Source organism: Paraclostridium dentum (genome assembly GCF_012922555.1).
GTDB classification, from domain to species: domain Bacteria; phylum Bacillota; class Clostridia; order Peptostreptococcales; family Peptostreptococcaceae; genus Paraclostridium; species Paraclostridium dentum.
Genome location: NZ_WIPK01000001.1, coordinates 1162065 through 1183772, shown reverse-complemented (window position 1 = coordinate 1183772; position 21708 = coordinate 1162065). Strand labels below are relative to the sequence as shown.

The following is a 21708-nucleotide window of genomic DNA, read 5'->3' as shown; positions in this document are numbered from 1 at the left end:
TAACTTCTTTTTAATTTTCATTATAAAAATTATATTTTAGTTAATATAATGGTATCATTTTTGAATTTAATATTATAATCAGCAAATATAACTAAAGTTTCATGAAGTCCGACACTTGAAATAACACCCATTCCTTGTAAAAATGAAATATTAGCCATGCCAGCAATCATAGGGGCAAATCCTATAGAGCCCATAAAGGCTGAATCAGCACTTTTATTTCTTAAGCTGTATTTACATCTATTTCTATCAGAATCTTTTATATTTACGTTATCAAGAACTTTTAATCCTTTTACAATTCTTTTATCAGTTACAGTAATTTTGTTTTCTCTATTCTTTAAAGCTAAATCTAATTCAACTTTTGTATCTGCTGTATGCATAAAAAATTTCCTTTCTAAAATGTAAAATTATAATAATATTATAGCATGAATGTATATACAAGCTAACAAGTAAATTAAAAAAATATTAAAAGTTATTGAAAATCATTATCAAGAGTGGTATTATTTAAATGTGTGATAATTGTTTTCAAATGAAATGTGAAAATAGATGAAAAATAATCTTAAAAAGGGGATGGTTTCGTGAGTGTAAATAAACTTTCAATAGGAAATAGCGCAATAGTCGATTATGTATTTGGTGAAAATGATTTTACTAAAAGGCTATTAGCTTTAGGCTGCATAGAAGGGACTAAAATTACTGTGAAAAAAGTAGCTCCGTTAGGAGATCCAATTATAGTGAATTTTAGGGGATTTGATATAGCTTTAAGAAAAAGAGAAGCTGAATATATAAAAATAAAATAGCATTACAGGGGGATTTAATTATGATTAATGTAGCATTGGTTGGTAATCCTAATGTTGGGAAAACGACTGTATTTAATGCAATAACTGGTCTTAGTCAAAAAGTTGGGAATTGGCCGGGAGTTACGATAGAAAAAAGAGAAGGGCATTTTGGAAAAAATATAAATATTGTAGATTTACCAGGAATTTATGCAATGGATACTTTTTCTAATGAAGAAAAAATATCTAAAAACTACTTAGATGAAGAAAATGTTGATGTAATAGTAAATGTAGTTGATGCAGCTAATTTATCAAGAAACCTATACTTAACAACTCAGCTTATGAAATACAATAAGCCCATAGTAATAATTTTAAATATGGTAGATATGGCAAATTCAAAGGGCATAAAAATTGATCATGAAAAGCTTGAAAAAGAACTTGGAGTAAAGATAGTTCCTATGATAGCAAAGAAAAAAGTTAATGGTGATATTCTTGAAAAAGTCATTTTAGAGAGTTCTAAATCGTTAGTTATATATAAAGAATATCCAAATGAAGAATATAAGACCTATAAAGAATTAGAAAAATCGCTAAGTAAATGTATAAGAACTGAAAATGACAATAAGAAAAATTTAAGTGATAAAATTGATGACATAGTTTTAAATCCTATACTGGCATATCCAATATTTATAGGACTATTATATACCTTATTTAAATTTACTTTTGATTGGGTAGGAGGACCATTACAAGAATTTTCAGCAGGAGCAATAGAAACGTACATACAAGGACCTGTAAGTGAGCTGATGGCAAATACAAGTCCGTGGTTTTATTCTTTAATAGTAGATGGAATTATAGGTGGGCTTGGTGGAGCACTACCATTTTTCCCATTAATATTTGTACTATTCTTAGGCATAACACTACTTGAAGATAGTGGGTATATGTCAAGAATAGCATTTTTAATGGATAAAGTTATGGCAAAAGTTGGACTGTCAGGAAAAACGTTTATTCCTATGGTTATGGGGCTTGGATGTTCTTCACCAGCTATAATGGCAACGAGAACATTAGATAGTGAACAAGATAGAAAAATAACTGCTCTTATAGCTCCATTAATGACTTGCGGAGCGAAGTTGCCTATATATGCAATGTTTGTTTCTATATTTTTCCCTAAAAATGCAGCTTTAGTTACAACATCTCTATATTTAATAGGAATAATAGTAGCTATCTTTGTAGCTTTATTTATAACTAGAAGTCAAAACTCATACTCAACTTCACCATTTATAATAGAACTTCCGAAGTATTCTATGCCTACAGTTAGCCAGTTACTTAAAAATACTTGGAATAAATCAAAAGGATTTTTAGTAAGAGTGTGTACTATAATGTTTGCAATGTCTATTGTTATATGGGCATTATCATCATTTAATTTTAGTGGATTTACATCTGAAATAAATGAAAGTTTTCTAGCAACTCTTGGAGGATTGGTAGCGCCTATATTTGCACCGCTTGGGTTTGGAGATTGGAGAGCAGGAGTTTCTATATTAACTGGACTTTCAGCTAAAGAAATAGTTGTTGCTACAATGGAAATTTTATATGGAGATCTAAATATGGTTCTTCCTACAATGTTTACAACTGTAACTGCATATGGATTTTTAGTATTTAGTGCACTTTATACTCCTTGTATAGCAGCACTTGCAACTATGCAAAAAGAGTATGGGACTAAGATGACTTTAGTATCATTTTTATATCAATTCTTTATTGCATGGGTAGGAGCATTTTATGTATATCAAATAGGTACATTAATCACTACAGGATTTGTTATTGAAAATATAATGGCACTAATTATAGGAACTATAATTATATTTGCAATAGGAATGATTATATTTAAAAAACTACAAAAAACAAATTTAAATAAAGAAGTAGATGTAAAATCTAAGCTAAAAGCTGTTATTCAATAAAGGAAGAAGGTGAACTTATGAGTGTGCTAGTTTTAGGTGGACATGAATGTATGGAGAAAGATTATAAAAGTCTTTTACGTGAAAAAGGTTATAATACGAAAATATATACAAAAATGCCATCTGGTCTTAAAAAAAGAATTGGGAATCCAGATGCTATAGTTTTATTAATGTCAACAATATCTCACAGTATGGCAGAACTTGCAATAAGAGATGCTAAAAGAAAAAAAATACCTGTTATAAAAGTTAAAAACAGTAGTAAAGAAGCTTTTTATGACTGTATAAAAGATATTGATAAATGTATCGGAGATTGTAGTCAATGTAAATTAAAATGTAGAAGCTAGTCAATATGACTAGCTTTTTATTTTTGGCTATAATTACAAAAACCATATATTTAATATGAAATTTAATAAGTTAACAAATTGAGATAAAGTTAGAAAAAATACTATCTTTTTTCCAATTATTGGTATATTATATAAAATATAATTATAAATAAATCTATAAATTAGGGAAAATATAGATTGTTTTTATATATTTTAATTAGGGAGATGGTTTTATGAATAAGAAGAAATTAGTTATAGGTATAATAATATTTGTGCTAATATACGCAATACTTGGTATTGGGATAAAAATAGATAAAACTGGATTTCATGGAGTTGTTCATTGGGGAGATGAACTTATAAATATTTTTTAATTAGAAAAAATATATACATATTAAAGCTGAAACTTAGTTTAATTGGTTTCAGCTTTTTTTATTATATTATTTAATCAATGGAGCAAACTAATCTTAAAAATCTATTTTAGGCAGGAGAAATAATAAGATGACAATGATTATAGAGTTAATACTGTTATTAATTAGCACAATTATGATTTGTTTAACTGAAAATTATTTAATAAATTTATGTGGATTGCTGCTGCTAATGATATATGCAATTTATTTTGTGAAAAAAGTTTATGTAGTAAAGAAAAAAAGGAATGTTAGAAAAGTTCAAATACCAATTTTGATATTAGGTTATATAGGGCTATATATAAACATAAATGTATTTACTAAAATGGGATTTACTTTAGGTAAGTGGACTACAAGTTATGGAGGAGTAATTTTAGGTGTAATATATTTTTTTATTTTATCCACTATAATAATACTTTGGACTATTATAACTATCATTTGGGTATTTAGAATTCCAAAAGATTATAATGCTTTAAAGTCATCTGTAATTGTTTTTGGAATAATAACATTGGTTTTGTTGAGTAGTACAATTTTTTATGCTAATTTATTTGAGGATTATAATAACTATTATACTTTTATAGATATAAATGAAAGTAATGGATTATTTTTAAGTAATGGAAGTAGGGTGAAAAGTAAAATTGACTATTTATATTTTAGTAGTGTTATGATTTTTACAATAGGATATGATGAAGTTAGTATATTAGGTTCTGGATTAAAAATTATAGTTGCGAGTGAAATGTTTGTTTCATATCTATTAATGTGTATTTTTGTTCCAAGCATATTCACATTAATTAGTTCTAGAGATTAAATACGCAACACTAAATAAATAAGGAAGTAAAAATATATAAATTTATATATTTTTACTTCCTTATTTATTTTTAATAAAGCTAAATTAAACCTTTAGAAAATCTTTAGATTTATATACTGATTATCTTAAAAAATAAAAGTTATTATATAAGTACAATAAAGATAAAGAAGGAGGTTTTAAGAAGTTGGTTAAATTTAAAAATGCCTTATGATATTATATATATAGAAAAATAATAAAGTGGGGTAGAAAAAATGAATTTTAATATTTTAGTTGTAGAAGATGAACAAGATATAGCTTATGCAGTAAAAGCTTATTTAAACAATCAAGGATATAATGTATTTATTGCAAATAATGGGGTTGAAGGATTATGTATATTAGAAAAAGAAACTATTCATTTAAGTATAGTAGACATAATGATGCCTAAAATGGACGGAATCGAGTTTACCATGAAATTAAGAGAAAATCATGATTTTCCAGTTATAATGTTATCTGCAAAATCTGAAGAAATTGATAAAATAACAGGATTAAATATAGGAGCTGATGACTATATTGAAAAACCTTTTAAACCTTTAGAGCTTTTAGCTAGAGTGAATTCTCAACTTAGAAGGTACAGAAAGTTTTTAAATTTAGTTGAAAAAAATATACCAAATGAAAACATACATACTATAGGTGGTTTAGAACTTAATATAAATACAAAGGAAGTTTGTGTTGATGGAAACTTTGTAAAAACAACTCCTATAGAGTTTAAAATACTTACTTTACTTATGAAAAACCCAGGGAGGGTATTTTCAGCAGATGAAATATATGAGAAAGTATGGAAAGAAAGAGCTGTGAATACAGATACAATAATGGTTCATGTAAGGAATATAAGAGAAAAAATAGAAATGAACCCTAAAAATCCAAAATATTTGAAGGTGGTGTGGGGCGTTGGATACAAAATTGAAAAACAATAAACTGTATGTAAAATTAATAATAGTAATGACAATACTAATAGCGTCAATAGGAATGGTATTGTCTTATCAAAGTATAAAAAAGTATAGTAATCATTTTGGATATAATATATATGAAGATAATGGGGATTTCACAAGCAAATTAATAGACTCTACATATGGACTTTACTATAAAATTTATGATGAAAATAATGAAAAAACTAGTCCTGCAGATCTTATGTTAGAGTTAAAGCCGGGTGTAGATACTAATGATGAATATACAAAGGAAATAAGAGATAGTTTTGGTAATGAGATAAATGATTTCGCTCAAAACTTAAATACAAATTTAAAAAATTTAGACTATTATGTTGTAGATAAGTCTAAAAATTTAACTAAAAAAAGTCCAAGCGGGAATTTAGATTTACTAGATAGTAATGAAAAAAGTACACAAGAAAATTTAAGAGATAAATATCAGTTTTATATATCTATTGACTTTGATGATAAAGGAAATATGAGGATTAGCAAACTACATGGAGCAGATGAAAGAACTATTGAATCGAATTTAAATCAAAATAAAAAACCATCTGTATATTTAGGAGAAGATATTTATGGATTGAAACCTATAAAAAATATGAAGTTTGTATATGGAGTACCTAAAGATTTAAAATATGTAGATAACATATCACATGAAATAAATATGGAACAAGAGCATTCTTATACTATGGCTTCTAGAATTTTTATAAATATAGGAATTGTATTTGTTATTTTGGTTGCAATGATTATTCCGTATAAGGAAATTAAAGAGTTAAAAATATTTGAAAAAATAACAAAAATACCAGTAGAAGTAGTGGCATTTTTAATTTACTTATCATTTGTTTACGCCTACTTGGCTTCTGATTTACTTATAATAAAAACAGTTATGAATAAAGCAATAATAAGTTTTACTCAATTACAATTTACAATAGATATGAATAATATAATTAATTATTTAATTAACCTGACTTACTGGGTAGTTTTATTTACAGTAATGTTTACAGGAGTAATTTTATTAAAACACATTATAAAAACTAGACATACAACATACTTAAAAGACCATTCGTTGATTTATAAAGGTACAAAATATATAAATAAAAAATTAAGAAAAACAAAAAAATGGATGTTTGACATAGAGTTAGGAAGAAACAATAAAAAGAAAATAGTATCTATGTTAATTCTTAATTTAATTGTAGTAAGCTTGATATCATGTACTTGGCTTTTTGGATTAATATTAGTTCCTATATATACTTTAGTTTTATACTTTATTATAAAGAAGAAGTATCTTTCTATAAATAGGGATTACAATAAATTACTAAATATAACTAAAGAGATAGCAAATGGAAACTTAGGTACAAAATTAAATGATGATTTAGGAACTTTTAATGTATTAAAAAATGAGATAGACAATATTCAAATAGGGTTTAAAAAAGCTGTAGATGAAGAAGTTAAAAGTCAGAAAATGAAGACAGAGTTAATTTCTAATGTAAGTCATGATTTGAAAACTCCGTTAACATCCATAATAACTTATGTTGATTTATTAAAAGATGAAAATTTAACTGAAGAAAAACGAAAAATTTATATAGACACATTAGACAGAAAATCTGAAAGATTAAGAGTGTTGATAGAAGATTTATTTGAGGTTAGCAAAGTCAATAGCGGTAATGTACATTTAAATATTATAGATGTAGATGTAGTGTCTTTAATGAAACAGACATTAGTTGAAGTAGATGATAAAATAAAAGCTTCAAATTTAAAAATAAGAACCAATTTTCCAGAAGAAAAATTAATATTGAAATTAGATAGTCAAAGAACATTTAGAGTATTTGAAAATCTGTTAATAAATATAAGTAAATATGCAATGGAGTATTCTAGAGTGTATATTGATATAATAAGTGAATCTGAATTTGTAAAAATAAGCTTTAGAAATATGACAGCTGAAGAGATTGATTTTGATGTAGAAGATTTAGTTGAAAGGTTTGTAAGGGGAGATAAATCTAGGAACACAGAAGGTAGTGGGTTAGGGCTTGCCATCGCAAAGAGCTTTATTGAGCTTCAAGGTGGAACATTTAATGTTAGTACTGATGGAGATTTATTTAAGGTAGTTATAACTTTAAAAAAATAGAAGTGAAATTTGGTATAGAGCTGTAAATTATGTTTAAAGAGTAAGCATGATTTACAGCTCTTAAATTATTAAACTTATATATTTTTAAAATGAATTTTAAAAATATATAAAAAAATTTATTTTAAAAAATAATTTTTAAAAAGAGATTAAAGTATAGTAATATCAAAGGGTTAAAGGTAAGAAAAAAGACAGTAAGAAATATTATTACACCTTAAGAATGAGTAAAAAATAACAAACTTTATTGACATATTTTTGAAATTATATTATTCTGTAAAAGTCAATAAATCAAATAACCAAGTAATTAACTTAAAGTCAATTGGAATAGTAGACATACTTAGGGGGTATATGCATGAATAAACTTTTAAGCTCTGTGAAAAGGTTAACATTGTTTTTTATAGGAATGAGTATAATTCAATTTGGAGTAGCGTTATATTTAAAAACAAATATAGGATCAGATCCATTTACAGTTTTTACACAAGGATTAGCGTGCGCATTAAATAGCATTGGGGTAAACGCTACTACAGGAACTGCAAATAGAATAATCTTAATTGTATTATTTACAATAATATTTTTAGTTCAGAAAAATCATATTAAAATAGGTACCTTAATATGTGTTATTGGAGTTGGGCCAATTATTGATATGGCTGTAAACGTTGTTACATATTTTCCAATTCAACACGATAGTTATATTGGAAAAATAGTTTTAGTAGGATTAGGGTGTTTTATCATAGCTGTAGGATTTTCTATTCTTTCATCTACTAAGGTAGGAATGGCACCAAATGACATAATACCGTTTATTATAAAAGATAAAATGAAATTAGAATATCGTTGGATAAGAATGGGAATTGATGCTACGTTTTTGATTGCAGGGTATTTATTAGGAGGTACAGTAGGACTTGGAACAGTTATAGCAATGCTTATAACAGGTCCATTTATACAAACATGCCTTCCATATGGAGAAAAATTAGTTAAATTTATTTTAAATGAAGAACCTGCAAGAAATAGTGTTGAGGACTTTAACATATAATATAATAAAAACTCTTTCTTAGTTAAATTAAAATTACTAGGAAAGAGTTTTTTATTTAGAAAAATTAAATATCTAAAAGAGTTTCAAAATTTCTACTATAAAGCAATTCATCAATTTTAGAAATATTAAGGTTTTTATTAATACCAAAGATTAAAATACTATCTCTAGGATTTTTAGGGTATAACTCTCCTACATTTCCTAATTTTAGAGCTTTATTGCTTTCTTCTAAATTTAATTTAGCAGATAAACATAGTTGAATAATTTTATCTCTGCTTGGTTTTTTACTTCCGTTTAAAATTTGATATCCATAAGTTCTATCGATTTCAGCATTTTTTATAAGCAAACTCTTGCTTATATTTTTCTCTTTACATATGCTTTCAAAAAAATTAGGCAAGCTTAAATCAGAAAAATTTTCTTTAGCAATTTTAATAAACTCATCTAAACAAGATTCATTTTCTATATTGTTTAAAACACTCATAAGTTCAACTGTTTTATCCTTATTCATATAAATAATTCCACCTCACATATTAATATGATATAATTCTATGGAAGTAAAATCAATAAAAGAGGTGCAAAAAATTGAATATAGATGAAGAATACAAATTATCGCTATACGAAGAATTAAAATCTATACATAAAAGTAGAAAAAGTGAAATATTCTTAGTTCAAAATACTTTAGATGAAAAATTTTATATAAAACGAGTATTAAAAGAGTATACGTTACAAGTATACGAAAGCTTAACTCATATAGAAAGTAAGAATATGGCTAAAATATATGAAGTTTTTGAACATGAAGATAAATTAATAATAATTGAAGAGTTTATAAGTGGACATACATTGCAAGAAATTTTAAAAAGAGAAGGGAATTTAAGTGAAGAGATTGTAGCAAAATACATGATTGATTTATGTAATGTGCTGAAAAAAATTCATAATTTAAATCCTTGTATAATTCATAGAGACATAAAACCTGCTAATATAATGATAAGCAATGATGGAGTATTAAAACTTATAGATTTTGATATAGCAAGAATATATAAATACGGAGAAAACATGGATACGACTCTTTTGGGAACAAAGGGATATGCATCCCCAGAACAATTTGGGTTTGATCAAACTGACTGCAGAAGTGATATATATGCTATTGGGATAATGATGAATGTACTGACTACAGGTAGGCATACAAAAGAAATAGAAAGTGATGGCAACCTAAAAGATATAATAAAAAAATGTACGAAAATATCTGCTAATGAAAGATATCAAAGTGTAGAAGATTTAAAAGCAGATTTAGAAAAGTTAATTAGTACAGATTGTAAAGAAGTAAAAAATTTATATAAAGTAAATAAAAAAATAGATAACGATATAAAGAATTCAAATATTAATATGAAAAAGAATAACAACCTGTGGGATGTATTACCAGGATTTAGGTCTAGAAATAAGTTGAATATGATGTTAGCTATTTTATGGTATTTATTTTTGATCACTGGTCTAGTTTTTGTAGATAGTACAACCACATTTATAGGAAATATACTTGTAATAGGATTATTATTATCATTATCTTTATTATACACAAACTTTTTAAATATAAAGAGTAAGTTACCTATGATACGAAGTAAAGAAAGGTATTTTAGTATATTTGGATATATAATTTATAGCTTTATACTTTTTATGATTTTTGGTCTAGGCCTTGAGTTACTGAAATAATTAAAAATGTGTATGCTAATGGCATACCAATAAATTAAAAATAAATTTTATAATAAAATCAACAAGTAATTATTTAGTGGAGGTTTTATTATGAAAAAAGTTATAGTAGGTGTATTAATAGGTATTGTAGTTGTTATAGGAGGGTGTGCAGCTATGTTTACAGCTGGAGTGTCTAGCGTGGATAAAGCTGTAAATCAAGTGAAAGAAGATACTGTTAAAAATGATAGCAAAGTGCAAGACTTAGCTAAAGACATGTCTTGGGAAGTAGAAAAAGATCAATTTACTACTAAAATAGTAGGAACATTTGAAAATAAAAGTAATGAAAAAATAGGTTATCTACAGTTTGATTATAAATTAATAGATAAAGAAGGAACGGTTATTGAAAGTTCGTTTACTAACGAGACAGATATTATGCCTAAAGAGAAAAGAAAAGTAGAAATATTATGTTCTAAAAATAATTTTGATAAGTATGAAATAACAGCTAAATCAAGTGCATTTTAATAAAAAAGAGTTGCCACTAATTAAAGGCAACTCTTTTTTTACGTTTAAGAAAACTATAATTATTAAAAAATATATATAAAATATAAAACTTAGTTGTATAATCACTCAAGATAAATTTTATGATAGTATATTTATAAACATTATGATAGTAGGTATTGCAACTAGGTCAATCAAAAAAGCACATACAATTGGTATCGTAAAAAATGCTTTTTCTGAGTATCCATATCTACTACATATTGAATTCAAGTTAGCAAGTGCATTTGGAGTAGCACCAAGCTCATGACCTATAAATCCACCAACCATTACGGCTGCATCATAATCCTTACCTAATAATTTAAACATTACAAATATAGTAAATAAAACTATAAATAATACTTGCATAAAAACTATAATCAACATAGGTAATCCAAGTGTTTTTAATTCCCAAAGTTTAATACTCATAAGGGCCATAGTTAAAAATAAATTTAAACTTATATCACCTAAAAGTTCGAAACATGAATAGTCAACATCTACAAATTTAAATTTATCATTACTATTTCTGAATAACATAGCAACTAAAATACCACCTACATACTCAGGTAATGCATAACCTGTTATTTTACCTATAAAATTGCTAACAACATATCCTAATGACATACACGTAGTCAATATGAAGATATGTTTAATAAATTCTGAAGAATCCAATTTTGATGATGCTTTAGAATCGGATGCTATTGCAATTTCACTATTGATATCATCTTCAATTTCGTTATGATTATGTAAGTTGTTTGAAAGCGAATTTTTTGGTTTTAATTTATACTTCTCAATTAAAAATTTAGAGGTTGGAGCTCCTACAAATCCACCACAAATAAGGCCTAATGTTGCAGCGGCAAGACCTATAGTATTAGCGCCTACAACTCCCATTGATTCTAAAGTTGGACCGAAAGTTGCACTAGTCCCATGACCTCCACCCATAGAAATGGCACCACACATAAGACCAAGCAATGGGTCAAGTCCTGTTAGTAATGCTCCTAATAAGCCTATGATATTTTGAGAAAATATAAGTATTATACAAAATACCCAGTAAATCAGTACAGACTTGCCTCCTTTTTTAATAAGGCTAAAACTTGCGCCTATACCTACGGTAGTAAAGAAAGCGACCATAAATGTAGATTGTAAGCTAGTGTCCAATACAATAGTTAATATATTAAATTGATTAAGTAAAAAAACTAAAAGTGCAAAAAATATACCTCCTATAACTGGTCCAGGTATACAGAGTCTATCTAAAATTGAGATTCGTCTTTTTACTATTTTTCCTAAAATTATTAAAAAACATGTTAATGCAATCGTAGCAGCAATGTTTAAATTAAGATTAAGGATTCCGTTAATTTTGTAAAGTTCCATCAAATCACTCCTTATTTAATTTAGTTAGATATTGGATTATTATACTATAAAACGATATAAAATGTAAATACAATTTAAACAATTCTTAAATTTCTTAATAAAACTTTAATTGAATGTAAAAAAAAATAACTATCTTTTGAAGTGGAATAGTTATTTCAATTAATTTTATATTGCATTTATTCAGTATCTTTTAAAAGTATATTTAGCATTACTGCAAATATAGTTCCTGTGCTTATTCCTGAACCAAACAATAATTTTAAAGATTCAGGTAAAACTGTTAAAAGCTCAGGTCTTGTAGTTATTCCAAGGCCAAGAGCTATAGAAACAGATATTATAATTAAGTTTCTATTATTTATATTAACTTTGCTTAATGTTTTTATTCCGCTAGCAGCAACAACTCCGAACATGACTATTCCGGCTCCACCTAAAACAGGGCTAGGAATAGATGCAACTAGAGCTCCTAATTTTGGGAATATTCCAAGTAACATCATAATTACTCCTGATATTATAACCACATGTCGACTTGCAACTTTGGTGATAGGAATAAGACCGATATTTTGGCTAAATGTAGTATTAGGGCATACTCCAAAAAAACCAGCTAAAAAACTGCCTAGACCGTCAGCTAATACGCCCTTACTCAATTGTTCACTAGAAGTTTTAATATCTGAAGCTTCACCTATTGCTATTAAACAGCCAACGGTTTCTATAGTAGTTACTAGATAGGCTATAATAAATGGAGCAACTCCAGCTAGACTAAACTTTACACCATGTTCTAAGATTACAGGTATTCCAGGTAAACCTACCCAACTTGCTTCCTTTATAGGTGAAAAATCAACCAAGCCAATAGAGATACATACTAAGTAACCTACAAACATTCCTATCAAAATTGAAGAGCTGCTAAGAACTCCTTTACCATATATATTAAACCCTACGACTATAACCATAACCATTAAAGCTATACAAATGTTTGTAATGCTTCCATAAGTAGGAGAACCAATACCTCCAGCACACCAATCCATAGAAACAGGAACAAGTGTAAGTCCTATTAAAGTAACAACAGTCCCTGTAACAACAGGTGGGAAAAATTTCATAAGAGGCTTTATAAATCTACTCAAAATCATTTCTATAAAGGAACCAAGTATGGTAGCACCAAATATTCCTGCAAGGCCCATAGAAGTACCAACTGTTATTGCTGGTCCTACAAATGTAAAAGATGTACCCATAATACATGGAAGTTTAGCTCCAATTTTGTAAATACCTCTTGCCTGGATAATAGTTGCAAGCCCTGCTACAAATATTGTAGCACTAACTAACATAGCTGTAGTTCTAACATCAACACCTATTGCAGGACCTATGACCAAAGGAACTGCAACAATTCCACCAAAAGCTGCAACTATATGTTGAAAACCAAGAAGGATTGAAAGTTGCAAATTTGGTCTATCTTCTATTCTATATAGTAATCCTGAGTTATTTTGATTTTTAATCTTTTGAGAAGAACTATTTTCACTCATAAATTCTCCTCCTAATATAAATTTTGCTGCTAGCTATAATAATTAATCTTCCAAAAGAGCGATGGCTCTTATTGGGGACCCAGAACCTTCTCTAATTTTAAGTGGTAATCCAAAATATAAAAATCTTTTACCCACTAATTGATCTAGATTACAAAGATTTTCTGTGTTGGTGATATCATACTCTCCACATACTAAATGTCCTGAAAAATTTAAGTCTTTTGGATGATCAATTGCAGGAGCATCAACTCCTATATTAACTACTCCAGATGTTGCTAGGTACTTAGCTGCATCATAACTAAGCCCAGAATATTCAGTTTGCCACTTATCTGTGTTAAAATTTCTGTCATAATGACCAGTGTACATTAGCAATATATCACCTTTTTCAATTTTAAGGTTAGACTCTTTTAATGAAATTTCTATATCCTTAATTTCAATATACCTACTATAAGTAATATTGCTTAAGTCTATACAAATAGCACTTCCAAAAAAATACTCAAGAGGCATATTTTCTATAGTCTTACCACTGGATTTATATTCCCAGACAGCATCAGAATGAGTACCACCATGTTCACTTATAAGTAAATTTCTAGCAGAAAATCCTAAAGTTTTACTTCCGGTTCTTTTCATATTTTCTTCATGAGTCATATTTGTCATTATAAAGGTAGGTTGATGCATTGGGAAAACAGACATACCTTGATAAATTTCTTGTGACAAATCAATTACTTTAAACCCCATTAAAACACCTCCTTAAAAACTTTATTTAATAAGTTATATTCACAATAGCTAGAAAATATAATTTATAAACAAGTGTAAATAAAAAAATTAGAAAACTTACTTTAAACTGCAGAAAAATTCAATAGATAAAAATTAATCATAAGTTTGGATAAATGAAGATTTGCTTGTTTTAATAGTTTATCTACTTATTAAATTTAAAAAAAATAAGGAGATAATTGTATGGAGAAAAAACAATATGTATTAGCAGTGCCAAATTTTAGTAATGGAAAAGACAAAGATGTAATTGAAGCTATTGTAGACGTAGTTAGAAATTCAAATGTAAAGTTAGTGAGCTATGAACCAGAAGCAGATTTTAATAGAACAGTTGTTACATTTATAGGAGAGCCAGAAGATGTAAAAGATGCTTTAGTTAATATGGCTAAAAAATCTATAGAACTTATAGATATGAGAGAACACAAAGGAACTCACCCTAGAATAGGAGCACAAGATACTCTGCCTATATTCCCACTTAAAAATATAACTATAGAAGAGTGTGTGAAGCTATCAAAAGAAATAGGGGAAAGGCTACATAAAGAAAGTAAAGTCCCTATATACTTTGCAGGAGAAAGTGCTAGTACAGAAGAAAGAAAGGCATTTGCATATATAAGAAAAGGTCAATATGAAGGTGTTAGAGATCTTTTAAAAGAGATAAAAGATGATAGCAGTAGACAAGAAGAATACAATAATAGAAAGCCAGATTTAAGTGTTGATGGATTATTAAGTGAAAAAGCTGGAGCAACATTATCGAGCGCTGAAGTTAATGGGCTTACAGCTTATAATATATTCCTTGGAACTGAAAATGTAGAGATAGCTAAAAAAATAGCTAAAGCATTAAGAGGACCAAGTGGTGGATTTAGTACTGTTAGGGCAGTTGGAATTAAATTCCCGGAAAAAGAAGGAGTAGTAGTTTCTATGAATTTACTAGATTGTTATCAAACTCCTATTCATAGAGCGTTTGAATTTGTAAAAAGAGAAGCTGAGAGATATGGAGTAATAGTAACTGGAAGTCAATTAGTAGGACCTATAAAGCTAGACTATGTATTAGATACATTTAACTATTATTTACAATTAGAGGATTTTAGAAACGAACAAGTATTAGAAACTCATTTAATGGATATGTAAGGGGGATTTTAAATTATGGATTTAATTATAAAAAATGCAAACATACCTCAAGGAGACGAAATGGTTCTTACTAATATATTAGTAAAAGACGAAAAAATAGTAGGGTTTGTTGATGATATAAATATGATAGATGCAAAAGAAATTATAGATGCAAAAGAAAACTTAGTAATGCCAGGTTGTATAGATTCACATACGCATTTTATGTATCAAGGATTTCCTCATAGAGAAAACTTTTTAACAGGAACAGCAGCAGCAGCTACTGGAGGAGTTACAACTATAATTGATATGCCTTGTTGTTCAGTTCCTTCAGTTAGAAGTATAGAACAATTAGAAACAAAACTAGGTATATGCGGGCCACAAGCTGTAGTAGATTATGCTATGTGGGGAGGAGTTACAGGAGAAGATGTTCGTGAAGGTTGGATGCATAATGTAAAAGAACAAGCTGATTATGGGGTAGTTGCTTTTAAAGTTTATATGACGCCATCTGTTCCAACTTATCCAAGAGTTACAGATCCAGAAATGTTTGAATGCTTTAAAGCAGTATCAGAAACAGGGCTTCCGATAGGAATACATGCAGAAAATTTTGCAATGTGTGATTTTTATGTAAATAAATTTAAAGAAGAAGGTAGACTTGATGGACCTGCTTGGGCAGAAGCTAGAATGGAGCTTGCTGAAAAGGTAGCTATAGAGTTAGGCATTAGCTTTGCTGAAGCTAGTAAAGCTAGACTGCATATAGTTCATATGAGTACAGGTGTAGGGGCTAAGTTAGTAAAAGAAGCTAAAATGAGAGGGTTAGATGTAACTAGTGAATCTTGTCCTCATTATTTAACTTTAAATTACCAAGATGCTATGACTGAATATGGGCCACTTGCAAAAATAGCTCCACCTCTTAGAACTAAAAAAGATAATGAGGAGCATTGGAAAGGTATAAATGATGGAAGTATAGATTTTATAGCAACAGACCATGCACCATATGAAATAGAAAGTGAAAAATTAAAAGAAGGTACGAACATATGGACTTCATTCCCAGGTATACCAGGAGTTGAGACTATGGTACCTGTAATAGTCAGTGAAGGATACAATAAGGGAAGAATTTCACTAAGTAAATTAGTTGATATACTAAGCACTAATGCAGCTAAACACTATGGATTATATCCTAAGAAAGGTGCTTTAAATATAGGGTCAGATGCTGACTTTGCAATAATAGATTTAAATAAAGAATGGACTATTAAAAATGAAAATTTAGTAACTATGTGTGGATACACTCCACTTGAAGGAATGAAGCTAAAAGGAAGAATAATTAAAACTATAGTTAGAGGTAATTTAGTTTATGAAGATGGAGAACCTGGAGTTTTGGGAAATCTAGATAATTATGATGTTTTATTTAATAATCCTGAAGAATTAACTAGTGGAGAATATAAAGTTAGTTATAGAAAAGATCATCCAGAGTTAATTCTTGAACATGTCAAAAATATAAAAGGTATAAAGGTTAAACCAGGATTCGGTAAATTTATAAAACGTCAGACAATAAGTAAGTTAGATAAAAATATCAAGTTCTAATGTTGATTAGTGGTGGAGAGCGGGAGTTGTGAATTGCTTCTGTCGCTAAAGACCTGAAGTGCGCGGTCTTTAACGCTTCTTCAGCAAGTCACAACTCCCACCCTCTATACTATCAATCTTTAGAAACTTAATTTTTTCGGTGAGGAAAGAGAATAAGAGGGGGATTTATTATGAAAAGACATGCAATTTTAGTTATAGATATGTTAAATGATTTTGTTGGAGAGAAAGCTCCATTAAGATGTCCGGGAGGAGAAAAAATAATACCTGATCTTCAAAAGCTTTTTGCTTGGGTTAGAGAAAGAAATGCTAGAGGATTAGACGATGTTCAGTTAGTTCATATACAAGAAGCTCATAGAAAAAATGATGCTGATTTTAGAGTTAGACCAGTTCATGCAGTTAAAGGAACTTGGGGTTCTGATTTTATAAAAGAACTTTATCCACAAGGTGAAGAGTATATAGTTCCAAAGAGAAGACATAGTGGGTTTGCACATACTGATCTAGATTTATATTTAAGAGAAGAAAATATAGATACTGTAGTTGTTACTGGGGTATGGACTAATGTATGTGTTAGAAGTACTGCTAGTGATGCATTATATAATGCGTATAAAGTTATAACTTTAAGTGATGGAGTTCATTCTAAAAATGATGAGATGCATGAAGCAGGGCTTAGAGATTTAAGCATATTTACAAAAGTTATGACTATAGATGAGTATATAGACGCATGGGAAAAAGACTTAGACCCTTGGGTTGGAGGCGGAGATACAGAAAACAAAGTAGAGTAGTTTAAATAGTTTTGATATTCTGGTTTGGGCTTGGAGATGATATTTGGTATTTGCTCCATACAAGCTGGGAAGATGCTTGTAAATGTCGCTACATCCCAAAATATCACCTCAAGCCTTACAGTATATCAAAACTATATAACTTTATGTATGAGAGAAAAAGATAGGAAGTGGAAGGGAATTTTATGAAAATTGTTGTTGGAATTTCAGGTGGTAGTGGAGCAATTTATGCTTTAGGAATTTTACAAGCATTAAGAGAGCTTGGTGTTGAGAGTCACTTGGTAGTTTCTAATATGGGTGAATATGTTGTTGAGCATGAATGCGGTGTAAGTTTAGACGAGCTTAAAGAAATGGCTGACTTTTATTATGAAAATTATGATTTAGCAGCGCGGATAGCAAGTGGATCATTTAAAACAGATGGTATGATAATTGTTCCGTGTTCTATGAAGACATTGGCTTCAGTTGCTCATGGATTTAGCGAATCTTTATTAACCAGATGCGCTGATGTATGCATTAAAGATAGAAGAAAATTAGTATTACTTCCGAGAGAAACTCCTTTAAGTTCTATTCATCTTGAAAATATGCTAAAGCTTTCTAATATAGGGGTTACTATTATGCCTCCTACTCCAGGATTTTATAATCATCCTCAGGATATAAGTGATATTGTTTCATCGATTATAGGAAGGTGTCTAGATCAATTTGATATAGAACATAATTTACTTAAGAGATGGGGGGAATAACATGGAGAGCCAAATGCTTAGATTTACTTTAGATAAATTAGAAAAATCAGGATATCTAAAAACTTGTAAAAAGAGAGTTGATAAAGAATTTGAATTAGGAGCTGTACTTAGGTATTTTGATAATGAAGTACCTATAGTTTTTAAGAATATAAAAAATTATGATACAGATTTAGTTGGTGGAGTATATGGAAATAGAAAAATATTTAATGATTTAATGGATGTAAATGAAGAAAATAGAATTTATAAATTTATGGATGCTATAGCAAATCCAAAATCCTATAAAGAAGTTAAAAGTGGACCTATTGCTCAAAATATTATAACTAAAAATATAGATATAAATAAATTATTTCCGATTCCTACATCGCATGAAAAAGATTCATCAAATTTTATAACAGCAGGGATGCTAATAATAAAAGATCCAGAAACTAATGACACACATATGGCAGTTAGAAGGTTCCAAATAAATGATAAAGATAATATAAGTGCTTTAGTATCTGGAGCTTCTCCTCATTTGAATAAGATAATTAAAAAAGCTGAATTAAATAATGAAAAGCTAGAGTGTGCAATAGTTCTAGGATATGATGCAGAATTTTTGATAGCATCTCAAATTAGTTCTTCAAAATATGGTCTAGATAAGTATGAGGTTTATAGTTCTTTAAAAAATGAACCACTTGAAGTTATAAAGTGTAGTAGTGTAGATATATTAGTTCCAGCATTTTGTGAAATTGTAATCGAGGGGTATTTAGATTCAAATAAAAAAATAAAAGAAGGTCCTTTCGGGGAACTTATGGGATATTATGGTGAAGTATCGAATCACCCAACTATAGACGTTATAGCTATAATGCATAGAGATAATCCTATTTTTCAACATGCATTTCCTTCAAGAGAAGAACATTTATCAAATGGTCTTATAAGAGAGGTTGAAATATATAGTGCTTTAAAAAATATAGTTGATGTAATAGATATTAATGTAACAGTAGGTGGAGGATGTAGACTTCATGCAGTTGTAAAGATAAATAAGCAAAACGAAGGAGATGGAAAAAGTTCAATACTAACAGCGCTTGGAAGTAGTAAAGACTTAAAACATGTGGTAATAGTTGATGGTGATGTAGATATATACAACTATAAAGATGTAGAATTTGCAATAGCTTCAAGAGTGCAAGCAAGTGAGGATGTAATTATAATACCTAATGCACTTGGAAGTCCATTAGAAGCCTCTCATGTAAATAAAGGCCTTAGCGATAAAATGGGAATTGATGCAACAAAGCCTTTGGACAATGAATTATTTAATCGAGCTATAATACCAGGTTATGAAAATATAAACATAGATGATTATTTTTAACTTCTTATGTTAAAGGGGTGAGTATGATTGAAAGCGCTAGGAATAGTAGAAGTAAAAAGCTTGATAGGTGCAATTCAAGCTGCGGATACCATGTTAAAATCAGCAGATGTAGAGCTAGTTGACATAGATTTGGTGGGATCAGGGATAGTTGCTGCAATTATAAAAGGAGATGTAGCAGCTGTTAAAGCAGCTGTTGAAAATGGAGAAGAAAGTGCAGGAAGATTAGCGGAAATAATATCCACTAATGTAATAGCTAGACCTCATGATGAAGTAAGTAAAATTTTATAGGTGGTGGTTAAGTGGCAGATTTATTGACAAAAGTTGTTATGAAGAATATATCAAATAAAGCACTTAATAAAAAAATATGTAAAAAAGAAGAAAATAAAAAAATTGAAAATATAAATTGTAAAGAAGTAGAAATTTTAAAAAGTATATTATACAAGAATAGTAAAAAAAATAATTTAAATAATGAAAAGCATATAAATAAAGAAATGAAATTTAAATCATTAAAAGATTTAAATCACAATATAGTTGTAGATAAAAATATAAATACAAATAATAAATGTAAAAATATGATTAGTTTAAAAGATTTAGCTAAATAAGGGGGGATAATATGAGAAAAGCCCTAGGGATGATTGAGGCTGTAGGACTTACTACAGCGATAGCAGCTCTTGATGCTGCAAGCAAAGCAGCGGATATTACACTAGTAGGATACGATAAAGTAATAGGTGTTGAAAAAGCAGTTAGTGTAACCATACATATAGCTGGGGAGGTTGCAGCAGTAAATGCCGCTATCGATGCTGGTATTGAGGCAGGAAATAAAGTTGGAAAAATTGTTTCAAGCAAAACAATAGCAAGACCTCATGAAGAAATTGATGTTTTAATTAAAGAATTTGAAAAAAATCTTAAAGTAAAAAATAGTAATAAAAAAATAATAGAAAATAAAAATGAATAAAATAATTGATAACGGGAGGAATTTGTTATGGGTCAAGCGCTAGGAATGATAGAAACTAAAGGTTTGGTAGGTGCAGTAGAAGCTGCAGATGCTATGGTTAAATCAGCTAATGTAACTTTAATGGGATATGAAAAAATAGGATTTGGATTAGTAACTGTTATGGTAAGTGGAGATGTAGGTGCAGTTAAAGCTGCCGTAGATGCTGGAGCAGAAGCAGCAAGAAATGTAGGTGAACTTCATTCAGTACATGTTATACCAAGACCACACTCAGAAGTTGAAAGAGTAATTTTAAGCAGAGATTAAATAGATGAAAGAAAAAATTGATTTTACAAAAAATATATTGAACAAAATAAGTAAAAATATAAAAAAAGATAACAAAAAAGAATTTAGTAGTTGTAAAACTCTTATATCAAATAATAAATTTAATTCTATAGACGACAATTCATATGTAATGATACCTACAAATCACAAGAATATAAAAGAAATTCTTGATTTCTTAAATAATAATCATATTAACTATAAAAATAAAACAATTGATCATGAAAACAACAAAGATGAAGCAAGGAAGGAAATAATAACATTAAATGATATTATGAATTTAAATGAAGGAAGTATACGTATATCAAAGAATACTATAATAACTCCAATGGCAAAAGATTATATAAAACAAAAGAAAATAAAAATTGAAATAGGGGGATAAACATGCAAATAGGAAAAGTTATAGGAACAGTAGTTGCGACTAAAAAAGACGATTCGTTAGTAGGAAGCAAATTAATGATAACTCAACCATTGAACTTAAAAAATGAAATAGATGGAAAACCACTAATAGCTGTAGATACAGTAGGGGCTGGAATTGGAGAACTTGTAATATATACAGAAGGGACAGCGGCTAGAAATGCAACCAAAAAACTACAATCATCAATAAATGCAGCTATTATAGGTATAGTGGATAATATAGATGTTTGGGAGGATTAA

General features: G+C 28.6%; 26 protein-coding genes. 21 read left to right on the top strand and 5 right to left on the bottom strand.

What is annotated here, in order from left to right:
* Positions 1-29 precede the first annotated feature (29 nt).
* Entirely contained in the window at positions 30-377 is a 348-nt protein-coding gene (locus GFJ41_RS05680) for a hypothetical protein (protein WP_170074840.1), read from the bottom strand.
* A 198-nt stretch (positions 378-575) separates the two neighbouring features.
* On the opposite strand from GFJ41_RS05680, the gene GFJ41_RS05675 reads away from it, so the two are divergent.
* The 8 genes from GFJ41_RS05675 (at position 576) to GFJ41_RS05640 (ending at position 8365) form a co-directional block, all read left to right on the top strand.
* Positions 576-794, top strand: coding sequence for a FeoA family protein (locus GFJ41_RS05675; protein ID WP_035118509.1), 219 nt, complete (start codon positions 576-578; stop codon positions 792-794).
* Positions 795-814: 20 nt separating this feature from the next.
* Positions 815-2719: a ferrous iron transport protein B gene (gene feoB / locus GFJ41_RS05670; protein WP_170074839.1), complete on the top strand. Its 1905-nt coding sequence runs from the start codon at positions 815-817 to the stop codon at positions 2717-2719.
* Between the two features lie 17 nt (positions 2720-2736).
* Positions 2737-3060: a DUF2325 domain-containing protein gene (locus tag GFJ41_RS05665; RefSeq protein WP_021431074.1), complete on the top strand. Its 324-nt coding sequence runs from the start codon at positions 2737-2739 to the stop codon at positions 3058-3060.
* Between the two features lie 212 nt (positions 3061-3272).
* Positions 3273-3410, top strand: coding sequence for a hypothetical protein (locus GFJ41_RS05660; RefSeq protein ID WP_170074838.1), 138 nt, complete (start codon positions 3273-3275; stop codon positions 3408-3410).
* Positions 3411-3537: 127 nt separating this feature from the next.
* On the top strand, positions 3538-4251 hold the full coding sequence (locus GFJ41_RS05655) for an ion channel (protein ID WP_170074837.1): 714 nt from the start codon (positions 3538-3540) through the stop codon (positions 4249-4251).
* 251 nt (positions 4252-4502) lie between these two features.
* Positions 4503-5204, top strand: a complete 702-nt coding sequence (locus tag GFJ41_RS05650; RefSeq protein WP_021433324.1) for a response regulator transcription factor — start codon at positions 4503-4505, stop codon at positions 5202-5204.
* Entirely contained in the window at positions 5179-7338 is a 2160-nt protein-coding gene (locus GFJ41_RS05645; protein WP_170074836.1) for a HAMP domain-containing sensor histidine kinase, read from the top strand. Before GFJ41_RS05650 ends, GFJ41_RS05645 begins: the two co-directional genes overlap by 26 nt.
* A gap of 349 nt (positions 7339-7687) precedes the next feature.
* A complete protein-coding gene (locus GFJ41_RS05640) occupies positions 7688-8365 on the top strand; it encodes a YczE/YyaS/YitT family protein (protein WP_170074835.1) in 678 nt (225 codons plus the stop codon).
* Between the two features lie 64 nt (positions 8366-8429).
* Here GFJ41_RS05640 and GFJ41_RS05635 read toward each other — a convergent pair whose 3' ends face one another.
* Positions 8430-8870, bottom strand: a complete 441-nt coding sequence (locus tag GFJ41_RS05635) for a hypothetical protein (protein WP_170074834.1) — start codon at positions 8868-8870, stop codon at positions 8430-8432.
* A 74-nt stretch (positions 8871-8944) separates the two neighbouring features.
* Between GFJ41_RS05635 and GFJ41_RS05630 the strand changes: the two genes are divergently transcribed.
* Entirely contained in the window at positions 8945-10066 is a 1122-nt protein-coding gene (locus GFJ41_RS05630; protein ID WP_170074833.1) for a serine/threonine-protein kinase, read from the top strand.
* A 90-nt stretch (positions 10067-10156) separates the two neighbouring features.
* Positions 10157-10567 carry an FxLYD domain-containing protein gene (locus tag GFJ41_RS05625; protein WP_170074832.1) on the top strand — a complete coding sequence of 137 codons (411 nt, stop codon included), beginning with the start codon at positions 10157-10159 and terminating at the stop codon, positions 10565-10567.
* Positions 10568-10684: 117 nt separating this feature from the next.
* Here GFJ41_RS05625 and gltS read toward each other — a convergent pair whose 3' ends face one another.
* The 3 genes from gltS to GFJ41_RS05610 form a co-directional block, all read right to left on the bottom strand.
* On the bottom strand, positions 10685-11950 hold the full coding sequence (gene gltS, locus GFJ41_RS05620) for a sodium/glutamate symporter (RefSeq protein WP_170074831.1): 1266 nt from the start codon (positions 11948-11950) through the stop codon (positions 10685-10687).
* A gap of 176 nt (positions 11951-12126) precedes the next feature.
* The gene (locus GFJ41_RS05615) at positions 12127-13461 is read right to left on the bottom strand and encodes a uracil-xanthine permease family protein (RefSeq protein WP_170074830.1); all 1335 of its coding nucleotides are present in this window, start codon (positions 13459-13461) and stop codon (positions 12127-12129) included.
* Positions 13462-13503: 42 nt separating this feature from the next.
* Positions 13504-14196, bottom strand: a complete 693-nt coding sequence (locus tag GFJ41_RS05610) for a cyclase family protein (RefSeq protein WP_170074829.1) — start codon at positions 14194-14196, stop codon at positions 13504-13506.
* 219 nt (positions 14197-14415) lie between these two features.
* Between GFJ41_RS05610 and ftcD the strand changes: the two genes are divergently transcribed.
* From ftcD to GFJ41_RS05555, 11 genes are all read left to right on the top strand, one after another.
* Complete coding sequence (gene ftcD, locus GFJ41_RS05605; RefSeq protein WP_021431062.1) at positions 14416-15357, top strand: glutamate formimidoyltransferase; 942 nt, start codon at positions 14416-14418, stop codon at positions 15355-15357.
* A 15-nt stretch (positions 15358-15372) separates the two neighbouring features.
* Entirely contained in the window at positions 15373-16917 is a 1545-nt protein-coding gene (locus tag GFJ41_RS05600; protein ID WP_035116795.1) for a dihydroorotase, read from the top strand.
* Positions 16918-17087: 170 nt separating this feature from the next.
* Positions 17088-17699 (top strand): cysteine hydrolase family protein, encoded by a 612-nt coding sequence (locus GFJ41_RS05595; protein ID WP_021431060.1) that lies wholly within the window; start codon positions 17088-17090, stop codon positions 17697-17699.
* Between the two features lie 182 nt (positions 17700-17881).
* Positions 17882-18436, top strand: coding sequence for a UbiX family flavin prenyltransferase (locus tag GFJ41_RS05590; protein ID WP_170074828.1), 555 nt, complete (start codon positions 17882-17884; stop codon positions 18434-18436).
* Between the two features lies 1 nt (position 18437).
* On the top strand, positions 18438-19778 hold the full coding sequence (locus GFJ41_RS05585; RefSeq protein WP_170074827.1) for a UbiD family decarboxylase: 1341 nt from the start codon (positions 18438-18440) through the stop codon (positions 19776-19778).
* A gap of 27 nt (positions 19779-19805) precedes the next feature.
* Entirely contained in the window at positions 19806-20066 is a 261-nt protein-coding gene (locus GFJ41_RS05580) for a BMC domain-containing protein (protein ID WP_021431056.1), read from the top strand.
* 11 nt (positions 20067-20077) lie between these two features.
* Positions 20078-20380 (top strand): hypothetical protein, encoded by a 303-nt coding sequence (locus GFJ41_RS05575; RefSeq protein ID WP_170074826.1) that lies wholly within the window; start codon positions 20078-20080, stop codon positions 20378-20380.
* An 11-nt stretch (positions 20381-20391) separates the two neighbouring features.
* Positions 20392-20733, top strand: a complete 342-nt coding sequence (locus tag GFJ41_RS05570; protein ID WP_170074825.1) for a BMC domain-containing protein — start codon at positions 20392-20394, stop codon at positions 20731-20733.
* Between the two features lie 27 nt (positions 20734-20760).
* Complete coding sequence (locus GFJ41_RS05565; RefSeq protein WP_021431053.1) at positions 20761-21036, top strand: BMC domain-containing protein; 276 nt, start codon at positions 20761-20763, stop codon at positions 21034-21036.
* Positions 21037-21040: 4 nt separating this feature from the next.
* Positions 21041-21433, top strand: coding sequence for a hypothetical protein (locus GFJ41_RS05560; RefSeq protein ID WP_170074824.1), 393 nt, complete (start codon positions 21041-21043; stop codon positions 21431-21433).
* Positions 21434-21435: 2 nt separating this feature from the next.
* Positions 21436-21708 (top strand): EutN/CcmL family microcompartment protein, encoded by a 273-nt coding sequence (locus tag GFJ41_RS05555; protein WP_021433307.1) that lies wholly within the window; start codon positions 21436-21438, stop codon positions 21706-21708.

What these genes read in the sequence shown, in the direction of transcription:
- GFJ41_RS05680 (WP_170074840.1), bottom strand. Translation starts at nt 377, where the DNA reads ATGCATACAGCAGATACAAAAGTTGAATTAGATTTAGCTTTAAAGAAT.
- feoB (WP_170074839.1), top strand. Translation starts at nt 815, where the DNA reads ATGATTAATGTAGCATTGGTTGGTAATCCTAATGTTGGGAAAACGACT.
- GFJ41_RS05665 (WP_021431074.1), top strand. Translation starts at nt 2,737, where the DNA reads ATGAGTGTGCTAGTTTTAGGTGGACATGAATGTATGGAGAAAGATTAT.
- GFJ41_RS05660 (WP_170074838.1), top strand. Translation starts at nt 3,273, where the DNA reads ATGAATAAGAAGAAATTAGTTATAGGTATAATAATATTTGTGCTAATA.
- GFJ41_RS05655 (WP_170074837.1), top strand. Translation starts at nt 3,538, where the DNA reads ATGACAATGATTATAGAGTTAATACTGTTATTAATTAGCACAATTATG.
- GFJ41_RS05650 (WP_021433324.1), top strand. Translation starts at nt 4,503, where the DNA reads ATGAATTTTAATATTTTAGTTGTAGAAGATGAACAAGATATAGCTTAT.
- GFJ41_RS05640 (WP_170074835.1), top strand. Translation starts at nt 7,688, where the DNA reads ATGAATAAACTTTTAAGCTCTGTGAAAAGGTTAACATTGTTTTTTATA.
- GFJ41_RS05635 (WP_170074834.1), bottom strand. Translation starts at nt 8,870, where the DNA reads ATGAATAAGGATAAAACAGTTGAACTTATGAGTGTTTTAAACAATATA.
- GFJ41_RS05625 (WP_170074832.1), top strand. Translation starts at nt 10,157, where the DNA reads ATGAAAAAAGTTATAGTAGGTGTATTAATAGGTATTGTAGTTGTTATA.
- gltS (WP_170074831.1), bottom strand. Translation starts at nt 11,950, where the DNA reads ATGGAACTTTACAAAATTAACGGAATCCTTAATCTTAATTTAAACATT.
- GFJ41_RS05615 (WP_170074830.1), bottom strand. Translation starts at nt 13,461, where the DNA reads ATGAGTGAAAATAGTTCTTCTCAAAAGATTAAAAATCAAAATAACTCA.
- GFJ41_RS05610 (WP_170074829.1), bottom strand. Translation starts at nt 14,196, where the DNA reads ATGGGGTTTAAAGTAATTGATTTGTCACAAGAAATTTATCAAGGTATG.
- ftcD (WP_021431062.1), top strand. Translation starts at nt 14,416, where the DNA reads ATGGAGAAAAAACAATATGTATTAGCAGTGCCAAATTTTAGTAATGGA.
- GFJ41_RS05600 (WP_035116795.1), top strand. Translation starts at nt 15,373, where the DNA reads ATGGATTTAATTATAAAAAATGCAAACATACCTCAAGGAGACGAAATG.
- GFJ41_RS05595 (WP_021431060.1), top strand. Translation starts at nt 17,088, where the DNA reads ATGAAAAGACATGCAATTTTAGTTATAGATATGTTAAATGATTTTGTT.
- GFJ41_RS05590 (WP_170074828.1), top strand. Translation starts at nt 17,882, where the DNA reads ATGAAAATTGTTGTTGGAATTTCAGGTGGTAGTGGAGCAATTTATGCT.
- GFJ41_RS05585 (WP_170074827.1), top strand. Translation starts at nt 18,438, where the DNA reads ATGGAGAGCCAAATGCTTAGATTTACTTTAGATAAATTAGAAAAATCA.
- GFJ41_RS05570 (WP_170074825.1), top strand. Translation starts at nt 20,392, where the DNA reads ATGAGAAAAGCCCTAGGGATGATTGAGGCTGTAGGACTTACTACAGCG.
- GFJ41_RS05565 (WP_021431053.1), top strand. Translation starts at nt 20,761, where the DNA reads ATGGGTCAAGCGCTAGGAATGATAGAAACTAAAGGTTTGGTAGGTGCA.
- GFJ41_RS05560 (WP_170074824.1), top strand. Translation starts at nt 21,041, where the DNA reads ATGAAAGAAAAAATTGATTTTACAAAAAATATATTGAACAAAATAAGT.
- GFJ41_RS05555 (WP_021433307.1), top strand. Translation starts at nt 21,436, where the DNA reads ATGCAAATAGGAAAAGTTATAGGAACAGTAGTTGCGACTAAAAAAGAC.